General features: G+C 63.3%; 15 protein-coding genes. 4 read left to right on the forward strand and 11 right to left on the reverse strand.

The window, feature by feature from the left end; all coding sequences use genetic code 11:
• Window positions 1–365: 365 nt before the first annotated feature.
• Window positions 366–1652, reverse strand: a complete 1287-nt coding sequence (locus LWE61_RS14490; RefSeq protein WP_234151365.1) for a citrate synthase — start codon at window positions 1650–1652, stop codon at window positions 366–368.
• A 17-nt stretch (window positions 1653–1669) separates the two neighbouring features.
• Window positions 1670–3157 (reverse strand): glutamate--tRNA ligase, encoded by a 1488-nt coding sequence (gene gltX, locus LWE61_RS14495; RefSeq protein ID WP_267961743.1) that lies wholly within the window; start codon window positions 3155–3157, stop codon window positions 1670–1672.
• 105 nt (window positions 3158–3262) lie between these two features.
• Between gltX and LWE61_RS14500 the strand changes: the two genes are divergently transcribed.
• On the forward strand, window positions 3263–5473 hold the full coding sequence (locus LWE61_RS14500; RefSeq protein ID WP_234151366.1) for a ComEC/Rec2 family competence protein: 2211 nt from the start codon (window positions 3263–3265) through the stop codon (window positions 5471–5473).
• Here LWE61_RS14500 and lexA read toward each other — a convergent pair.
• From lexA to LWE61_RS14515, 3 genes are all read right to left on the reverse strand, one after another.
• Entirely contained in the window at window positions 5464–6150 is a 687-nt protein-coding gene (gene lexA / locus LWE61_RS14505; protein WP_234151367.1) for a transcriptional repressor LexA, read from the reverse strand. The two genes, LWE61_RS14500 and lexA, sit on opposite strands and share 10 nt — an antisense overlap.
• A gap of 98 nt (window positions 6151–6248) precedes the next feature.
• Complete coding sequence (locus tag LWE61_RS14510) at window positions 6249–7325, reverse strand: aldo/keto reductase (protein WP_234151368.1); 1077 nt, start codon at window positions 7323–7325, stop codon at window positions 6249–6251.
• A 55-nt stretch (window positions 7326–7380) separates the two neighbouring features.
• A complete protein-coding gene (locus LWE61_RS14515; protein ID WP_234151369.1) occupies window positions 7381–8181 on the reverse strand; it encodes an enoyl-CoA hydratase/isomerase family protein in 801 nt (266 codons plus the stop codon).
• Window positions 8182–8498: 317 nt separating this feature from the next.
• Between LWE61_RS14515 and LWE61_RS14520 the strand changes: the two genes are divergently transcribed.
• Window positions 8499–9764: an amidohydrolase family protein gene (locus LWE61_RS14520; RefSeq protein WP_234151370.1), complete on the forward strand. Its 1266-nt coding sequence runs from the start codon at window positions 8499–8501 to the stop codon at window positions 9762–9764.
• 107 nt (window positions 9765–9871) lie between these two features.
• On the opposite strand, the gene LWE61_RS14525 is transcribed toward LWE61_RS14520, so the two are convergent.
• Complete coding sequence (locus LWE61_RS14525) at window positions 9872–11530, reverse strand: arylsulfatase (protein WP_326490651.1); 1659 nt, start codon at window positions 11528–11530, stop codon at window positions 9872–9874.
• Between the two features lie 298 nt (window positions 11531–11828).
• On the opposite strand from LWE61_RS14525, the gene LWE61_RS14530 reads away from it, so the two are divergent.
• Both LWE61_RS14530 and LWE61_RS14535 read left to right on the forward strand, forming a co-directional pair.
• Window positions 11829–13886, forward strand: coding sequence for a M3 family metallopeptidase (locus tag LWE61_RS14530; protein WP_234151371.1), 2058 nt, complete (start codon window positions 11829–11831; stop codon window positions 13884–13886).
• Entirely contained in the window at window positions 13883–14677 is a 795-nt protein-coding gene (locus LWE61_RS14535; RefSeq protein WP_234151372.1) for a transglutaminase family protein, read from the forward strand. The genes LWE61_RS14530 and LWE61_RS14535 overlap by 4 nt, the downstream gene beginning before the upstream one ends.
• Window positions 14678–14714: 37 nt before the next feature.
• On the opposite strand, the gene LWE61_RS14540 is transcribed toward LWE61_RS14535, so the two are convergent.
• Genes LWE61_RS14540 through LWE61_RS14560 form a run of 5 tightly spaced genes read right to left on the reverse strand, consistent with a single transcriptional unit; the run spans window position 14715 to window position 18747 of the window.
• Window positions 14715–15914, reverse strand: coding sequence for a molybdopterin molybdotransferase MoeA (locus LWE61_RS14540; protein ID WP_234151373.1), 1200 nt, complete (start codon window positions 15912–15914; stop codon window positions 14715–14717).
• A complete protein-coding gene (moaC, locus tag LWE61_RS14545) occupies window positions 15911–16384 on the reverse strand; it encodes a cyclic pyranopterin monophosphate synthase MoaC (RefSeq protein WP_234151374.1) in 474 nt (157 codons plus the stop codon). Before moaC ends, LWE61_RS14540 begins: the two co-directional genes overlap by 4 nt.
• Before the next feature lie 4 nt (window positions 16385–16388).
• A complete protein-coding gene (gene trpC / locus LWE61_RS14550) occupies window positions 16389–17180 on the reverse strand; it encodes an indole-3-glycerol phosphate synthase TrpC (RefSeq protein ID WP_234151375.1) in 792 nt (263 codons plus the stop codon).
• Complete coding sequence (gene trpD / locus LWE61_RS14555; protein WP_234151376.1) at window positions 17177–18166, reverse strand: anthranilate phosphoribosyltransferase; 990 nt, start codon at window positions 18164–18166, stop codon at window positions 17177–17179. The genes trpC and trpD overlap by 4 nt, the downstream gene beginning before the upstream one ends.
• Window positions 18163–18747 carry an anthranilate synthase component II gene (locus tag LWE61_RS14560; protein WP_234151377.1) on the reverse strand — a complete coding sequence of 195 codons (585 nt, stop codon included), beginning with the start codon at window positions 18745–18747 and terminating at the stop codon, window positions 18163–18165. Before LWE61_RS14560 ends, trpD begins: the two co-directional genes overlap by 4 nt.
• Window positions 18748–18778 lie beyond the last annotated feature (31 nt).

Below are 18778 nucleotides of genomic sequence, written 5' to 3' on the forward strand. Positions count from 1 at the left end.
CAATATCAACATCCCGATCCCGCCGTCTGGTCATCACCAAACGGACGCAACTAAACCATCGAGATGGGGGTCCCTTTTAGACGCCGATCACCCCCATAACGGGGTCCTTTTTGCACGCCGATCCACAGCCAAGCTGGGCGCCTGGTATCTGCTTATGTACATCTCTTTCATTCTCGTGGCGTTGGTGCATCCGCCTGCCAGTCGTGAACGGCCAAGCCTTTCGCGAGGATAAGCTATCCTAACGACATTCGCCGCTCTTCATCGGCCTGACCGGCTGGTGGCGAGCAACGATCCTGCCGACTTTCCCCTACAAAAAAAGGGCCGCTCCGGTGGGAGCAGCCCTTCGCAATCTTCTGTCGATGCGATCAGCGGTTGCCGATGGCCACATAGTCACGCTCGGTCGGGCCGTTGTACAGCTGACGCGGGCGGCCGATCTTCTGCTCTGGGTCGGAGATCATCTCGTTCCACTGCGCGACCCAGCCCACTGTGCGGGCGAGGGCGAAAAGAACAGTGAACATGTCGGTCGGGAAGCCGATGGCCGACAGGATGATACCCGAATAGAAATCGACGTTCGGATAGAGCTTCTTCGAGACGAAATATTCGTCGCTCAGCGCAATCCGCTCCAACTCGCGGGCCACGTCGAAGATGGGGTCGGTGACGCCCAGCTTCTCCAGCACCTCGTTCGCGGTCTTTTGCATCACCTTCGCGCGCGGATCGTAATTCTTGTACACGCGGTGGCCGAAGCCCATCAGGCGGAACGGATCGTCCTTGTTCTTGGCGCGGGCGATATATTCGGGGATGCGGTCGACGGTGCCGATTTCGCGCAGCATGTTGAGCGCAGCTTCATTCGCGCCGCCATGCGCCGGACCCCACAGGCAGGCGATGCCCGCCGCGATGCAGGCGAAGGGGTTGGCGCCCGACGAACCGGCCAGACGAACAGTGGAGGTCGATGCATTCTGCTCATGATCGGCGTGGAGGATGAAGATCTTATCCATCGCGGCCTCGACGACCGGATCGACGACATATTCTTCCGCCGGGACCGAGAAGGTCATACGCAGGAAATTGCCCGCATAGGACAGGTCGTTGCGCGGCGACACGAACGGCTGACCCACCGAATATTTATAGGCCATGGCGGCGATCGTGGGGATCTTCGCGATCAGGCGGTGGCTGGCGATGGTGCGCTGCACCGGATCGTTGATGTCCGTCGAATCATGATAGAAGGCCGACAGGGCGCCGACCACACCGCACATGATCGCCATCGGGTGCGCGTCACGGCGGAAGCCGCGATAGAAGGTGGTGAGCTGTTCATGCACCATCGTGTGGCGCGTGATCGTGCGGGAGAATTCCTCCAGCGCCTGCGCCGTGGGCAGTTCGCCGTGGAGCAGGAGGTAGGAAACCTCCATGAAGCTCGACTGTTCGGCAAGCTGGTCGATGGGGTAGCCACGGTGCAGAAGGATGCCTTCGTCGCCGTCGATATAGGTCAGCGCCGAATGGCAGCTTGCCGTGGAGGTGAAGCCGGGGTCGTAGGTGAACAAACCCGTCTGACCGTAGAGCTTGCGAATGTCGACGACCTGCGGGCCAATGGTACCCGAGAGTACGCCATAATCCAGCGTCTTGTCATCAACGTTCAAGCTAACCTTGTCAGTCGCCATTAACCGCCCCCTTCTTTCTATGAATTGTGCCCGTCGGCGACATAGTGGGACATGTCGGACAGGCGTGCCAATGTCTCGTCTTTTCCAAGGAGGAAAACAACGTCGAATATCCCCGGCGAGGTCGTCCGGCCCGTCAGCGCAACGCGCAACGGCTGGGCAACCTTGCCAAGGCCAATACCGGCATCCTCTGCGGCGGCGCGAACGGCGGTCTCGATTGCCTCCATCGTCCAGTCTGTCAGGACGTCGAAGCGATCGGCCACGCTCTTTATCAACGCAAACGCAGCATCATCTAGCAGCACTTTGGCGGCCGCGTCGATGGGAATCGGACGGGGAGTGAACAGGAATCGTGCACCGTCCGCCACATCATGCACCGTCTTGGCACGCAGCTTCAGCGACGGCATGGCGGATTCGAGGAGGGTGGCATCCACCGTAAGGCCCTGAGCGGACAGCAATGGCGCGACCAGTGCGGCCAGACGCGCATCGTCCGCCTCCCGCATGTAATGGCCGTTCATATTCTCCAACTTCTTGATATCGAAGCGAGAGGGAGAGCGGCCCACGCCAGCCAGGTCGAACAGTTCGATCGCACGAGCGATGCTGAGCGTCTCCTCGTCGCCATGGCCCCAGCCGAGGCGCAGGAGATAATTGGCGACAGCCTCCGGCAGCATGCCCAGCTCATCGCGATAGGCATCGACGCCCATGGCGCCGTGGCGCTTGGAGAGTTTTGCCCCGTCCGCTCCGTGGATCAGCGGGATATGAGCGTATACGGGCTTTGGCCAGCCGCCCTCGATCGCGTCCATCGCGGTGATGATGCCGAGTTGGCGGAAGGCGTTGTTGAGATGGTCGTCGCCGCGAATGATATGGGTTACGCCCATGTCATGGTCGTCCACCACCACCGCCAGCATATAAGTGGGCGTACCGTCGGAGCGGAGCAGGATCATGTCGTCCAGTTCCACATTCTGCACGACGACGCGGCCCTGCACGGCATCCGCGATCACCGTCTCACCCTCTTTGGGGGCCTTGAGGCGGATGACATAGGGCTTGTCGCCGCCTTCTGCGGGGTCGCGATCGCGCCAGCGGCCATCATAGCGCATCGGCTTTCTGGCGGCGCGCTGCTCCTCACGCAGGGCGGTCAGTTCGTCCGGCGTGGCGAAGCATTTATAGGCATGGCCGTCAGCCAGCAATTGATGCGCGACCTCCGCATGGCGAGCGGCGCGGGCGAACTGGAACACAGGCTCCTCGTCGCCGCCCAGGCCCAGCCAGTCGAGGCCGTCGAAGATGGCGGCAATTGCTTCCTCGGTGGAGCGGGCGCGGTCGGTATCCTCGACGCGCAACAGGAACTTGCCGCCATGATGGCGCGCGAACAGCCAGTTGAAAAGCGCGGTGCGTGCGCCCCCGATATGCAGATAGCCCGTGGGAGAGGGCGCGAACCGGGTGACGACATTGGCCCCGGCGGCATCATTTGCACCGGTCGCATCATTTGAACTTTGTGGGCCGGCGTCTGCCAAGCTAGATCCTCACTTCGGAAAGGGCTGTACCCCGTGAACGCAGACGCCCCTAGCATGGCTTTTCAGCCGCGACAAACCCCCGTCGCCGGGCGCGGGGGACGTGCCGTGCAATGGCTGGGCCGTGTGTTCGACCCCGTGCTGGAACGGCTGCTGAGAGGAGAGCCGGAGCGGGTGCTGGAGGCGGAGCGGGCGCAATTGCCGCTGTGGTCGCCGGTCGCGCTGGGTGTGGGCATCGTCGCCTGGTTTCTGCTGCCCACGCGGTTGGACTGGATGCTGCTCATCGGGCTGTGTCTGGGTGGCGCGGCGCTGTTGCTGGGCTTTGGTGCGGCGGCTGGGCGGCTGGTTCGGGCGCTGGGGATCTGCTTGCTGCTGGTGGCTCTGGGATGTCTGCTGCCATGGGGGAAGGCGATGCTGGTGGGGCAGACGGTGCTGGCCCGGCCCGCGATGGTCCGCATGGAGGCGTCGGTCATCACTGTGGAGGCGATGAGCGGGCGGGGGATCGCGCGCATCCTGCTGAAACCGGTTGATCGGCCGGATTTGCCAGACTTGATTCGGGTGAACGCCGATCTGGAGGATATGCCGCGCGAGATTGCGCTGAGACGCGGCGACAGGCTGCGGCTGCGCGCCCGGCTCATGCCGCCGGCGGGGCCGGCTTTTCCCGGCGGCTATGATTATGCGCGCCGTGCGTGGTTCGACGGCATTGGCGCGACGGGACGGTTGCTGCCACCGCTGGAGGTGGTGCATCGCGATGCCGGGACCGGGCCGGGAATACGTGAGCAACTGTCGGGTCATGTCGCGAGCCGGGTCGGCGGTGGAGCGGGCGCACTAGCCGTGACGATGGCGACGGGTGACCGGGGGCGTATCGCGCCGGAGGATGAGGACGCGATGAGGCAGAGCGGGCTGACTCACCTCCTGTCGATCAGCGGCGTCCATGTCACTGCGCTGATCGGCGGCGTAGTGTTCCTGATGTTCAAACTGCTGGCGCTGTCGTCCCGGCTGGCGCTGCGCTGGCCGCTGTTGCTGATCGCGGCGGGCGCGGGGGCGGGTGCGGGGATCGGCTATACGCTGTTGACCGGCGCGGAGGTGCCGACGATCCGGTCCTGCGTGACGGCGCTGTTGGTGATGGCGGGGCTGGCGCTGGGGCGGGAGGCGATCAGCATGCGCTTGCTGGCGTGTGGCGCGTTGTTCGTCATGTTGCTGTGGCCGGAGGCTGTGATCGGACCGAGTTTCCAGCTTAGCTTTGCCGCCGTTGCCGCCATCGTGACTCTGTATGAGCATCCGCGTGCCCGCGCGCTGGTGCAGGCGCGGGCGGAGCCGGTCTGGGCCAAGGCGTTGCGGTTCCTGGCGGGATTGTTCATCACCGGCGTCGCGGTGGAAATGGTGCTGATGCCCATCGTGCTGTTCCATTTCCACAAGAGCGGCCTGCTGGGCGCCTTCGCCAATATGGTCGCGATCCCGCTGACCGAACTGGTAGTGATGCCCGCCGAGGCGTTGGCGCTGGCGCTCGATCTGCTGGGGCTGGGCGCGCCGTTGTGGTGGGTGGTGGAGCAGGCGCTGAGGTTGCTGTTGTTCATCGCGCATCTGGTCGCGGGGCAAAGCCTGGCCGTGGCGTTGACGCCCGCCATTATGCCGCTGGCGTTCGGACTGGCCATGACTGGGCTGCTCTGGTGCTTGTTGTGGCGGACACGGTTGCGCTGGTGGGGGCTGCCCTGTCTGGCGCTGGGGCTGTCAGGCTATGCGCTGGCCCGTGCGCCGGACATATTGGTGAGTTCGGACGGGCGACATGTGGCGGTGCGAACCAGGGATGGCGGGGTGGCGCTGCTCCGCGACCGGGCAGGGGACTATATGCGCGGGCAGATGGCGGAACAGGCGGCGTTCGGTGGGCAGTTGCAGGCGCTTGCCGACCTGCCCAACGCCCATTGTTCGGAGGATTTCTGCACGCTCGTTTTGATTGGCAGTGGCAGGCGCTATCATGTTCTTGTGACGCGCAGCCGTCTCTCGGTGCCGTGGACGGAGTTGATCCGCCATTGTGGTGCGGCGGACATCGTCATCGCGGATCGCCGGCTTCCGACGGCCTGCCGGGCGCGCTGGCTGACTCTCGACCGGAAGGATCTGGCACTGTCGGGTGCGGCGGCGATTGACCTGACGACGGGGCAGGTCCGCCGAAGTCGCGATCCACGCGATGAACATCCCTGGCAATTGCGCCTTGGCCAGGGGATGCCCGGTCCGAACGGCAAGCCCCCGACAACACTCGACCCATTGGACGGGGCATCGCCGGGGGCAGGCTCCGGGCCGGATAAGGCGCCTCAGTTGTAACGGCGCAGCAGGCCGGCCAGCTTACCCTGAATGCGCACCCGATCCGCATCATAGATTTGCGGTTCATAGGCGCCATTGGCGGGGTCGAGCCGGACCCGGCTGCCCTCTCGCCGGAAATATTTGAGCGTCGCGTCGCTGTCATCGACCAGCGCGACGACGATCTGGCCGTCGCGGGCGGTCTCGCTGCGCTGGATGAGGGCGAAATCACCGTCGAGGATACCGGCTTCGACCATCGAGTCGCCTGCCACCTCCAGCGCATAATGTTCGCCAGATCCCAGCAAGGCGGCTGGAACGGACAGGCTGCTGCTGCCCTCCATCGCCTCAATGGGGACACCCGCCGCGATTCGACCATGCAGCGGCACGTCGATGACATCGTTCGCGGCGACAGGCGGGCGAGCAGGAGCCGAGAGGATCGGTGACGGGGCAGTGGGTGCCGCCGCCTTCTTTGGCAGGACCGCGAGGCCGTCCGGCAGCTTCACCACCTCCAGCGCCCGCGCGCGATTGGGCAGGCGGCGAATGAAGCCACGCTCCTCCAGCGCGCTGATAAGGCGGTGGATACCGGACTTCGACTTGAGGTCGAGCGCCTCCTTCATCTCCTCGAAAGAGGGGGACACACCCCCAAGTTCAAGATGCTGCTTGATGAACAGAAGCAACTGTTGCTGCTTGGCGGTGAGCATCGCCTTATCTCCCTCGCCCATGGAACGGACAGGGAACATGTAGGCAACGAATCGCGTCAGGTCAAGTCGTTGCGCATGACGGGCGCAAGGGGCGGATTTCAGGGCCGCCGCGGCTCCACATTGAGCGTGCCTAGCATGGTCTGTGCCATCGGCATGGACAATATGTCATGCGGGAAACCCATCGCAATCGCACTGGCCGCGTCGAGGCGACGGATATGATCGTCACTGAATGTGATGTCGAGTGCGGCCAGATTATCCTCCAACTGGGCGAGAGTGCGTGCCCCGATGATGGGGGACGTCACGCCTGGATTGAGCAGCGTCCAGGCAAGGGCGACCTGCGCGATGGAACAGCCGATGTCGGCTGCCACAGCCTTGGCTGCATCGACGATATCGAGGTTCTTTTCGCTGAGGCGTCCCGTCGCGAGGTTGATCGCCTTGCGGGGAAGGTCGTCCTGTCCGTCGGACGCGGCATCCGGGACGACGAGATCGGCGCGGCTATATTTGCCGGACAGCACGCCACCCGCCAGCGGGGACCAGGGGATGACCCCCATGCCCATCTCCCGCCCCATGGGGATAAGCTCGCGTTCCACTGTGCGTTCAGTCAGATTATAGGCGATCTGGAGCGCGACGAAGGGCGTCCAGCCGCGGAGGTCCGCGATCGCCTGCATCCGCGACGCCTGCCAGGCGGGAATATCGGACAGGCCCGCATACAGCACTTTGCCTGACCGGACGAGGTCGTCGAACGCCCGCAATATCTCGTCCACCGGGGTCAGCCCGTCCCACATATGCAGGTAGAGGAGGTCGATATAGTCGGTGTCGAGCCGTTTGAGGCTGGCCTCTACGGCCTGCACCATATTCTTGCGATGGTTGCCGCTGGCATTGGGATCGCCGGGAGCCATCGACATCGTATATTTGGTCGACAGGACGATGCGTTCGCGACGGCCCTTGAGCAGTGGGGCCAACACCCGCTCAGACCCGCCCAGTTCGCCATAGAAATTGGCGGTGTCGATGAAATTTCCACCTGCGTCGACATAGCGCGCGACCATCTCCGCCGCCTCTGCATCACTGGTGCCCCAGCCTGTTGTCACGCCAAAGGTCATGGTTCCGAGAGACAGCGGGGAAACCCGCAAGCCTGAGCGGCCCAGCAGGCGGTAGCGGTCGAGGGTGGTGGCCATGGCGTCGTCTCCGTGGGATCGCTTGAAAGGCTTCTGAAGGTCTGTGGTGCTGGCGCTATCGGCCGGTGAAATGGGGTGCGCGCTTTTCCGCAAAGGCAGTGGCGGCTTCCCGGAAATCCTCCGTGAGAAGAGCGGCCACCTGGACATGATTCTCCAGTTCGAGTGCACTGTCGAGGCTGGGTGCGTCCAGATTGGTGTGCATGATCTGCTTGCTGTGCTTGATCGAATAGGGGGCGTTTGTCGCAATGGACCGGGCGGTTTGCAAGGCTTGCTTCAACAGATCATCCATCGGTGCGATGGCGGTGAGGAGGCCGATGGCAAGGGCTTCGTCCGCCGGAACAGGGCGGCCGGTCAGCATGATCTCGAACGCGCGACCGGCGCCGATCAGCCGGGGGAGGTGATAGCTGATGCCACACTCCCCGGCGCTCAACCCCATCTTGACCGCGCCCACATGGAAACTGGTCGAGGGCGTGCCGATCCGAATGTCGCTGGCAAGTGCCAGCCCAAAGCCAGCCCCGACCGCAGCACCCTGAACCGCGGCAATGACGGGTTGGCGCAACCGGACGATCCGGCGCATCAGAGTCGCGAACACCTCCTGCAACGCAATCCAGTTGTTCACATCCTGTGGAGCGTCGTCACCGCTCAGGACATGCTTGAGATCGAGACCGGCGCAAAAGCCCTGCCCCTCTGCAGTCAGAATGACCACGGAGCAGTCCCGGTCAGCCTCCACCGAGTCCAGCAGATCGGTCAGGCGATAGGCCAATTCTGTCGTTAAAGCGTTCCGTGCGTGCGGCCGGCTGAGGGTTATTATGGTTATGCCATCGCTCTGGCGATCAAGCCGGAAGTCACCTGTCACTTGATTTTGCTCCTTTTGACAAATGCCCCGCCCACGGGCATCGCCCCTATTGTCGGACAAAGGTTCTGGTGATGGCATTGTCGCCTGTGACGCCGCCCGGCAAGCGATCTGTGGAAGGATGCTTGCTCGCGGAGGCAAGATGGTGCGATTGGCGCTGCAATGTCTCGACGACTGGTGCGTTACGGAAGAGACTGCCCATTTTTCCGTAACGGGAGTATGGTGGATCGTTCGGCACAGCAGATCGCAGTGCGTGAAGCCCGATCGGGTCAACAGGTCGCAGTCATCGAAGCGACCGATGAGTTTTTTTGGAGGAAGACATGGCTGAGGCAGATACCAACGAAATCGCCCAGAATGCGCGGAAATACTGGTCGGCGGACGGCTATAAGGAAGGCGGCGTCATCCGCGAGGTCGACTATGCCTCGCAGTCCGGCGGCCTCGATCCTTCGCTCGAAGGCATCAAGATCGTCGACACCGACACGCACATCACCGAAGCGCCCGAACTCTTCACCAGCCGCGCGCCCGCCGCGTACAAGGACCGCGTTCCCCATGTAAAGCGCATCAACGGCACGGACCGCTGGTTTGTCGGCGACCGCGATTTCGGTACGCTGGGCGGCAACGTGATCCGCAAGGACAACAACAAGCTTCTCGGTCGACTCGCCTTCCCCAAGCTGGAAGAAGCGCATCCGGGTGGCCACATCATCTCCGAGCGCCTGAAGGCGATGGATGACATGGGCGTCTATGCCCAGATCTGCTTCCAGAATTCGGGCGTGACGCAGGCCGGTTCGCTGATGTCGCTGGGCGATCCCGATTTGGCGCTGAAGATTGTCGAGATCTTCAACGACGCCTCTGCCGAATATCAGCAGGAGTCGGGCCAGCGCATCTTCAACATGGCGCATCTGCCTTTCTGGGATCAGAAGGCGCTGGAGAAGGAAGCACGCCGCTGCATCGACATGGGCCTGAAGGGCTTCGTGCTGCCCGACACGCCTGAGCGCGTGGGCGTGCCAAGCTTCAACCATGACTATTGGACGCCGTTCCTGGAGATGTGCGACGCGACCGGCACGCCGATCAACTTCCACCTCAACGCCGCGATCGACCCGAACACGCTGACCTGGGAAGGTTTTGAGTTCGAGCAGACGCTCTCCGTCGTCGCCACCATGTTCTCCATCGGCAATGCCGCCACGATGGGCAACTGGATGGTGTCGGGCCGTCTGGACCGTCACCCCGGCCTCAAGATCGGCCTGATCGAAAGCGGCATGGGCTGGGTGCCCTTCGCCGTCGAGGCTCTGGAGCATCAGTTCAACGAGATGCTACCGCGCTTTTCCAAGATACTGACGCGTCGCCCGTGGCAGTATATGCGCGATCACTTCTACTGCACCTTCTGGTTCGAGAAGGTCGGTCCGAAGCTGCTGCTGGAGACGATCGGCGTGGACAACGTGATGTTCGAGACCGACTTCCCACACCCGACCTCGCTCTATCCGGGCGTTCAGGACCACATCAAGGATGTGCTGGGCGGCTATAGCTATGAGGTCAAGAAGAAGGTTCTGCAGGACAACGCCGTCAAGGTGTACAACCTGCCCTTCTGACCGGTGGTTCATCGACAAAGGAAAGGGCGGTCGCGATGCGGCCGCCCTTTTTACATTGTGGGATGTTGCTTCGCTCACAAGGATGCGCCGAAGTGTCGGTGTCGCTCTTACGGAGAGTGGGAACGGCCCGTGGGCAGGACGACCCCAACCCGTTCGGCATAGCGATCCCACTCGCCCATCAACTCGGTCAACTTGGCATCGTTGCTAGCGGAGAGGTCATGTGTCTCGCCAGGATCGGCGGCAAGGTTGAACAAATGCCATTGGCCGTCGCCGGTATCGGTGATTTTCCAGTCGCCCTTGCGGATCGAACGGGAACCGAACAATTCGGTGCCGAACGCCTCGTCCGGGGCATGAACGCACTGCGCCTTGCCTGTCAGATAGGGGCGTAGGGACGTGCCCTCCATCGCCTCTATCGTGCGCCCGTCGAAGGTTGCGCTGGGCCTTGCCACGCCCGCCATGTCGAGGAAGGTGGGTCCCACATCCGCAGCGGTCAGGAAAGCGCGGGCGATGCGTCCCGGCCCGACAAGATGGCCGGGGCCAGACAGAAAACTGACGCTCCGCGTTCCGCCTTCGGTCGCATAGGTCTTATAGAGCCAGGACGGTGCGGCAGATGCGCCCGCCCAGCCGGGGCCGTAGCCGACAAAGCTGGTCGCCGCACCCAGATTATCCAGTCGGTTGTCGGCCTGTTCATAGCGTCGGCGCAGTGAGGGCAGTTCATTATCGGCGTAATCCATGCCTTCCGGCCCATTGTCGGATAGGAACAGGATCACCGTATTATCAAGGTGCTTCGTCCGCCGCAGTTCCGCGATGACGAGGCCGACGTCATGATCCAGCCGCTCCACCATGGCGGCATAGATTTCCATCTCGCGTGCAGCCTGCGCTTTCTGCGCGGGCGTCAGGGCATCCCAGCCTCCTTGCGGTTTGGCACGGTCATGGGCTGGTTTTGAGGGATCGTAGAGGCCGAGCTTTGCCTGCCTTGCCAGCCGTTGATCACGCAGGGCGTCGAAGCCGGCATCATAGCGTCCCCGATAGCGGGCAATATCCTGTGGCCTGGCCTGCAACGGCGCATGGGGGGCGGTGAAGGCCAGATAGGCGAAGAAGGGCCTAGCTTTGTCCGGCCTCTTGGCTGCCTCCCGCAGGAAGCCGATCATCTTTTGCGCGAAATAGTCGGAGGAGTAGAAGTCGGCGGGGAGTTGGGGGACGATCCGGCCATCCTCCGTATAGGTGACCCCCTTGGCCGGATCGGTCGCCAGACCCAGCCCGAAATGATTATGCGCAGCGGGCAGGACCGCAAAGCTGCGCTGGAAGCCGCGATCATGAGGATCCTGTCCCGGCGCGCTGCCCAGATGCCATTTGCCGGAGAGGAACGTGCTGTAGCCGTTCGCACCCAGCAGTTCCGCCAGCGTCGCATTGTCGGGCCGCAAATAACCTTCCAGCCCTCGCTTGCCTCGCTGGTTGGGCGTGGTCAGTTCCATGGCGCCCAAGCCGACACGGTGCGGATCGGTGCCGGTCAATAGCATGGCGCGGGTTGGGGAACAGGCGGGCGCAGTGTGGAAGTCGGTGAAGCGGACGCCTTTTCGGGCCAAATCATCCAAACGGGGTGTGCGGATTTCCCCGCCAAAGGCTCCCAGATCGGAAAAGCCGAGATCGTCGGCGACGATGATGAGGAAATTGGGCGGAGGCGCTTCCTTCGCCTGCGCCGAGGCCATGCCAAGCGACGTCAAAGATAACGCCGCCAGCAGGCGGATCAATGTCTTGCGGCGCATCTCTCATCCTCCGGTCTGGTGCGGGCGGCCCTGTGCCTATGATCTTATGCGGGAGGTTGCCGCCAACCAGAAGCATTTGTGTCGATGGCCGGACATCCCTGTCGCATCCGGCACTGATCGACGACCAAGTGGATACAGCGACCGTGCTGTGCAGCAGCTTGCCGCTCTACAGCCTGAATCGGACAGGTGTGCGGTCTCTCGCCTTTACAAAGAGATTGTCATCGGGTCGGATGAGGCTTGAAGCGTGTCGATGCACGCACGACATGCCCTTTGACCCCACTGCTGCCTGCGAGTTTCGATGACCGATACCACCACCTTCCCGACCGCCAACCCGCTCCTCGATGCGACCGACCTTCCCGATTTTACGGCTGTGCAGCCGGTTCATGTCGTGCCCGCCATAGAGCAGGCGATTGCGTCGCATAGGGCGATCATCGCCGAGGTTAGCGAGGGTGCGCGGGACGATTTCGCGTCGGTCGTGTTGGCATCCGAACGGGCGGATTTCGACCTGTCTCGTACTTGGTCGCCGGTCGGTCATCTCTCTTCTGTCGCGGATACGCCTGAATTGCGGGAGGCGCATGCGGCGGGGCAGTCGCTGATGACAGCCTATCTGATGGAAGCTGGGCAGAATTCTGCCCATTATGCGGCGCTGGGCCGGGTGGCGGCGCGACCCGACTTCCGTACCTTGCCAGTGGCGCAGCAGCGTGCGGTCGATCTGGCGCTCCGCGGATTCCGACTGGCCGGCGTTGCGCTGGAGGGAGAAGCGCGTCAGCGTTTTCTTGAAATCGGTATGGAACTCAGTGAGTTGTCGACCAGCTTTGCCAACGCGGTGATGGATGCCACCGAAGCTTGGACCGAGCATGTGACCGACGAGCGCGCACTGGCGGGCGTGCCGGACAGCGACAGGGCCATCCTCGCATCCTATGCGAAGGAGAAGGGGCTGGATGGCTGGCTTATCACCCTGCGCCAGCCCAGCGTGCAGGCGATCCTGTTGCATGCATCGGATCGGGCGTTGCGGGAGCGTGTCTATCGCGCCAATGCCACCCGTGCCTCCGAACAGGCGGAAGACAAGAATTTTGATAATAGCGCGCGGATCGAAAAGATCATGGCGCTACGCCACGAGGCCGCGCAGATATTGGGATTTGCCGATGCGGCGGCCCATTCGCTGGAAACAAAGATGGCGACGGATGCGCAGGAGGCATTGTCCTTCCTCGCCGACCTTGCATCCCGCGCTCGGCCGATGGCGGAGACGGAACTGGCAGAGGCACGGGCCTTCGCCACGGCGCATTTGGGGCTGGAGGAGCTGGCGTCCTGGGATTTGTCTTATGTTGCGGAAGCGATGCGACGGACCCTGCATGGCGTGGATCAGGAGGCGTTGAAGGCCTATTTCCCGCTGCCCCGCGTGCTCGCAGGAACGGAAGCCTTGTTCGAGCGGCTCTTCGGCGTGCGGCTGGTGCCCCGGCCCGGCGTAGCGGTGTGGCATGATGACGTTATTTTTTATGACCTGCTGGACGCCAATGGACAGGTAATTGCAGGGGTTTACCTCGACTTGTTTGCACGTGCCGGAAAGCGGGGCGGAGCGTGGATGGATGTGTGCCAGTCGCGGTTCCGGGATGCGGATCGCTTTCACCTGCCCATTGCCTATCTGACCACCAATTTTGCACCGGCGGCGTGGGATCGCCCTTCGCTGCTGACGCATAATGATGTGGTGACGTTATTCCATGAGTTTGGCCATGTCTTGCATCATCTGCTTAGCGAGGTGGATATTCCCTCCGTCGGCGGCATTTCTGGTGTGGAATGGGATGCCGTGGAACTGCCCAGCCAGTTCATGGAGAATTTTGCCTGGGATCGTGCTACGCTGATAGGCCTGTCGGGCCATGTAGAGACAGGCGAGCCGCTGCCGGAAGCGATGTTCGACCGCCTGCTGGCCGCGCGCCAGTTTCAGGCGGGGTTGGCGTTGCTTCGTCAGGTCGAATTCGCGACATTCGACCTGCAATTGCACCGGGATTATGATCCGGTGGTTGGTGCGCGGGTCGATGCGACGCTGGAGCGGGTGCGCAAGGAGGTGGCGGCCATTCAGCCACCGTCCTGGAACCGCTTTGCCCATGGCTTTACCCACATTTTTGCAGGTGGCTACGCAGCGGGATATTACAGCTACTTATGGGCGGAGCTTCTGTCCGCCGATGCATTTGAGCTGTTCGCGCATAGTGATGTGTCGGGGGGCGGTGGCACAGCCTTTCGCCGAGAGATATTGGCGGTCGGGGCGAGCCGAACGGCGGCCGACAGTTTCCGTGCCTTTGCGGGCCGCGCGCCGGAAATCGATGCGCTGCTCAAGATACGGGGGCTTGTGGCGGGATGATTGCGGGTTTTGGCCTGATGGAGGATGAGGAGATCGAAATCGATCTCGCCGCCCTGGCGCTGAGCGAACTGGATCATGAGGGGGTGGACCTGGCTCCCTATGCAGAACTGTTGCGAGAGATGACCGAGCGTCTGGCGGTTGTCGGTGCGCCCGCAGTGACGGCGGTGGCGCAAGCGCAGGCGCTGGCAGCGGTGATCGGCGGCGAATATGGGTTTATGGGCGACGTCGCCAGTTATGACGCGCCGCTCAATGCCGATTTTATTCGGGTGCTCGACCGGCGGCGGGGTCTGCCGGTCAGCCTGTCCATTCTTTATGTCGCGGCTGCTCGGCGGCTGGGCTGGGCTGCTCATGCGCTTAATATTCCGGGGCATGTGCTGGTGCGGATCGGCGAAAAAGCGGCGGTGGTGATCGACCCGTTCAACGGTGGTGGAGAGGTGGCGCCAGATCGGCTGATCGCGCTGCTGGCGCTGGGTGCAGGGGAAGGTGGTGCGGGACGTCAAGAGGATGTGGCGCCCATGGCTAATCGGGCGATATTGGTGCGCCTGCTGCTCAATCAGGCGTCACGGGCGGAACAGGCGGGTGATGCGGCGCGAGCCATGACGGTCTATGATCGAATGACGGTAGTGGCGCCGGACCATGTCGAGGGTTGGTGGGCGCTAGCGCGATTGCAATTGGGGTCGGGTGAACTGGATGGCGCCCGGCAAAGTCTGAGCGCGATGCTGGAGGTGACGCGGGATCCGCAGCGGCGTGAACTGGCGACCGCCGCGCTGGAGGCAATTGCGCCTCGATAATAAAAAGCCCTGCTATTACAGGTATTTGGTGTAATTTTTAAAACAGGATTGCACGAACCTGTTCGCCCGGTAAGGCGGCTGCCGCATCTATGGGTCTTTCGACCAGCGCGTTGGAGTGGGCAAGGGGCAGGAGGGCGGCGCTATCGCGTCCCGCCACCTGTGCCACTACGCCATCCTTTACCGTCGCGCGTAGATATTCCGCACGAAGGCCTCCCTCTGGAAGGGGTACGGAGGTCGTCAGGCTCGACCAATGGGGCAGGGGAGATTCCGCTCCGCTAAAACGACGTACCAGCGGGAGCAAGAAGAGCGTTGCGCCGACGAAGGCGGACACGGGATTACCCGGCAGGCCGAGCATAAGGGCGTCGCCCAGTCGCCCCGCCATCAGGGGCTTTCCGGGGCGCATCGCGATGCGCCAGAAATCGAGGGTGCCGCCAGCCTTCAGGATGGCCGGTGCGACCAGATCATGATCGCCGACGGATGCACCACCTGTGGACACAATGATGTCGGCCTCCGCTGCCGCTCGAAAGGCTGCGGTCAGGCTGTCCAGATCGTCGGGGAAAAGGCCCATGTCTACCACCTCCGCCCCCGCCTGTGCGAGCATGGCGGCCAGCATGATGCCGTTGGAAGCTGGTATCTGTCCCGGACGGAGTGCGCCGCCGATGGCCACCAGTTCGTCTCCCGTGCCGATCAGGGCAACCCTGGGCCGACGGCGCACCGGGAGAGTGGCATGTCCCGCCATCGCAACGAGCGCGATGTGCGCGGGACCGACAAGGCTGCCCGCATCGAGGAGAGGGCTGCCAATAGCAAAATCCGTGGCGCGGGCGCGGACGTTGCGGCCGGGATAGCCCGGACCTTCGCCATTCAGTCGAATATGATCGTCGGCCGCCAGTGCCTCTTCCTGCACCAGCACGGCGTCGGCGCCGTCTGGCAAAGGCGCGCCGGTGAATATCCTCATCGCCTCGCCAGAACGTAGCAATGTGGAAGGCGATGCCCCCCCGGCGCGGGATTCGCCTGCCAGACGCCAGGGGCCGGGCAGGTCGGCATGGCGAATGGCATAGCCGTCCATGGCCGAAAGATCGGTCCATGGCTGGTCGCGCAGGGCCGTGACCGGCTTGGCGAGGAAACGGCCCTGCGCGGCAAGGAGGTCGACATGCTCGATAGGCAAGGGTGTGGCCAGTGCGAGCAGGCGTGCCTGCGCCTCTGCAACTGGTAGCAGCCCTGCCGGTGTGGCGCTCATGGCGCGGTCCAGTCGCCGGACTTGCCGCCCCGCTTTTCGGTAACGCGAATCTGGCCAATGACCATCATCTTGTCGATGGCCTTGAGCATGTCATAAAGCGTAAGGAGTGTAGCGGAAGCGGCCGTCATCGCTTCCATTTCTACGCCGGTCTGGGCGGCGGTGCGCGCAGTGGCGATCACCTCTATGCCGCTGTCGTCGGGCAGGATTTCTACCGTCACCGCTGCCAGCGGCAGGGGATGGCACAGCGGGATGATGTCGGCGGTGCGCTTGGCCGCCATGATACCCGCGATCCGAGCGGTGGCAATCACGTCGCCCTTGGCGATCGACCCTTCGACAATGGCGGCGAGGGCTGTGGGATCGACACTGATCCGGCCACGCGCGGTGGCGCTACGCACAGTCGTGGGCTTGGCCGAGACATCGACCATATGCGCCTCGCCGGTGCCGGTCACATGGCTCAGTCGTTCGGGCATTACCTTATTGACCGAGCATGGCGCGGGTGGCCGCCGCGACATCGGCCTGTCGCATCAACGCCTCACCGATCAGGAAGCAGTTGACGCCATGCTGCGCCATGGCTTTCAGATCGTCATGGCCGGTCAAGCCGCTCTCCGCAACGAAGGTGCAGCCTGCGGGCGCGCGCCCGACCAGTTCATAAGTTTTGGCGAAATCGACCGAGAAATCCCGGAGATCACGATTGTTCACGCCGATCAAACGCGATTCCAGTGCGAGCGCACGCTCCAGCTCGGCGGCGTCATGGACTTCCACCAGCACATCCATGCCATGGGCGAGGGAGGCCTGTTCTATGTCCTGCATCTGATTGTCATCGAGTGCGGCGACGATGATGAGTATGGCGTCGGCACCGATGGCGCGCGCTTCTGTCACCTGCCACGGATCGACCATGAAATCCTTGCGGATCACCGGCAGGGAAACAGCGGCGCGGGCGGCGATCAGATAGTCTTCATGCCCCTGAAAATAGGGGGCGTCGGTCAGGACAGAGAGGCAGGATGCGCCGCCTTCCTCATAGGCACTGGCATGGGCTGGCGGATCGAAGTCTGCGCGGATCAGGCCCTTTGAGGGGCTGGCCTTCTTGATCTCCGCGATCAGACCGAAGCCGCCGGCCGCGACATGGGTATCCAGCGCACGACGAAAACCGCGCGGGGGCGTCTGGGCGGCGATCAGGGCATCGAGGGCGGAGCCGCTAGTCGCGGCCTTGCGGGCGGCGACTTCCCCATATTTGGTGTCGCAGATTTCGATGAGCTTGTTGGTCATGTGTAGGCGATCCAGCAATTGAGGAGCGCGTTGGCAAGCCCCTTGTCAATGGCCTCTGCGGCTTCCTCGACGCCGCTGCGGAAGTCGGTGGCGACACCTGCGACGATCAGGGCGGCGCCCGCGTTAAACAGGACGGCGTCGCGGTAGGCGCCCGTCTCCCCCAATAGCAGGCGACGCAGGGCGGCGGCGTTGTAGTCCGCGTCGCCACCGCGAATAGCCTCTGGCGCATAGGATGGCAGGCCTGCGTCCGCGCCGGTCAGGGAATAGGTGCTGATGCGGTCATCGGCGAGGTCCGTCACATGGTTGGCGGCGCTGAGCGACAGTTCATCCATGCCGTCTTCTCCCGACACGATCATGGCGCGGGTCATGCCGATCCGCTGCATAGCCTCTGCATAGAGGGGGGCGTAATCGACCCGCGCGATGCCGACCAGTTGGCGAGTGACATTGGCGGGATTGGCGAGGGGGCCGAGCAGGTTGAAGATGGTGCGCCGTCCCAAGGACTTGCGAATGGAACCGATGCGGGCCAGCGCCGGATGGTGGGTCTGCGCGAAGAGGAAGCAGATGCCGAGATCGGCCAGTGTGGCTTCCGCCGTGCGCGATGCGCGGTCGAGATCGAGGCCCAGCGCCTCCAGCGTGTCCGCTCCACCCGCTAGGGACGTGGCGGCGCGATTGCCATGCTTGGCGACGGGCACTTCGCAGGCGGCGACGACCAGGGCGACGGCGGTGGAGACATTAAGCGTATGCAACCCGTCGCCCCCGGTTCCGCAGACATCGATGGCGTTGTCCGGTCCCTTGATGGCGATCATCCGGTCGCGCATCGCCCGCGCGGCAGCGGCGATTTCGACGGCTGTCTCGCCCCGGTCGCTGAGGGTGACGAGGAAGGAGGCGATTTCCGCATCGCTGGGCGTGCCGTCGAGCAGCGTGGCGAAGGCGGCGTTGGCGCTCGCCTCGTCCAGCGGTAGCGAGGGATCGGGGAGCAGGCTCATGAGCGGCTGGCCGGGGTCAACCCCGCGATCCGCAGGAAATTGGCGAGCATCGCATGGCCATGCTCTGTCGCGATGCTTTCGGGATGGAATTGAACGCTGTGGATGGGAAGGGTCGCATGGCGAAAGCCCATGACGGAGCCATCCTCCGCCGTTGCGTTGACCACCAGAGCATCGGGAATATCCTCCACCACCAGCGAGTGATAGCGGGTCGCGGTGAAGGGCGAGGGCAGTCCTTCGAACAGGCCAGTGCCATCATGGCTGACCGGCGAGGTTTTGCCATGCATCAGTCCGCCGCGAACGACATGGCCGCCGAAATATTGCCCGATGGACTGGTGGCCGAGGCAGACGCCGAGCAGCGGCCGACCGGCAGCCGCGCAGGCGCCGACGAGGTCGAGGCTGATGCCTGCCTCATTGGGGGTGCAGGGGCCGGGGGAGAGAAGGAAGGCGCTTGCGCCGGTGGACAGGGCCTGTCCCGCCGACAAGGCGTCGTTCCGGACAACCTCCACCTCGGCTCCCAGCTCCATCAGATAATGGACTAGGTTCCAAGTGAAGCTGTCATAATTGTCGATGACGAGGATCATGGCGCGGATATAGCGGCATCATCCCGGTCGT

The organism is Sphingobium sufflavum (assembly GCF_021403115.1).
GTDB lineage: Bacteria > Pseudomonadota > Alphaproteobacteria > Sphingomonadales > Sphingomonadaceae > Sphingobium > Sphingobium sufflavum.

Excerpts from the sequence above, each read along its gene's own strand:
- LWE61_RS14520 (WP_234151370.1), top strand. The coding sequence starts at position 8,499 with ATGGCTGAGGCAGATACCAACGAAATCGCCCAGAATGCGCGGAAATAC.
- LWE61_RS14540 (WP_234151373.1), bottom strand. The coding sequence starts at position 15,914 with ATGAGCGCCACACCGGCAGGGCTGCTACCAGTTGCAGAGGCGCAGGCA.
- LWE61_RS14510 (WP_234151368.1), bottom strand. The coding sequence starts at position 7,325 with ATGGCCACCACCCTCGACCGCTACCGCCTGCTGGGCCGCTCAGGCTTG.
- LWE61_RS14535 (WP_234151372.1), top strand. The coding sequence starts at position 13,883 with ATGATTGCGGGTTTTGGCCTGATGGAGGATGAGGAGATCGAAATCGAT.
- trpD (WP_234151376.1), bottom strand. The coding sequence starts at position 18,166 with ATGAGCCTGCTCCCCGATCCCTCGCTACCGCTGGACGAGGCGAGCGCC.
- LWE61_RS14530 (WP_234151371.1), top strand. The coding sequence starts at position 11,829 with ATGACCGATACCACCACCTTCCCGACCGCCAACCCGCTCCTCGATGCG.
- lexA (WP_234151367.1), bottom strand. The coding sequence starts at position 6,150 with ATGCTCACCGCCAAGCAGCAACAGTTGCTTCTGTTCATCAAGCAGCAT.
- LWE61_RS14560 (WP_234151377.1), bottom strand. The coding sequence starts at position 18,747 with ATGATCCTCGTCATCGACAATTATGACAGCTTCACTTGGAACCTAGTC.
- trpC (WP_234151375.1), bottom strand. The coding sequence starts at position 17,180 with ATGACCAACAAGCTCATCGAAATCTGCGACACCAAATATGGGGAAGTC.
- LWE61_RS14490 (WP_234151365.1), bottom strand. The coding sequence starts at position 1,652 with ATGGCGACTGACAAGGTTAGCTTGAACGTTGATGACAAGACGCTGGAT.
- moaC (WP_234151374.1), bottom strand. The coding sequence starts at position 16,384 with ATGCCCGAACGACTGAGCCATGTGACCGGCACCGGCGAGGCGCATATG.
- LWE61_RS14525 (WP_326490651.1), bottom strand. The coding sequence starts at position 11,530 with ATGCGCCGCAAGACATTGATCCGCCTGCTGGCGGCGTTATCTTTGACG.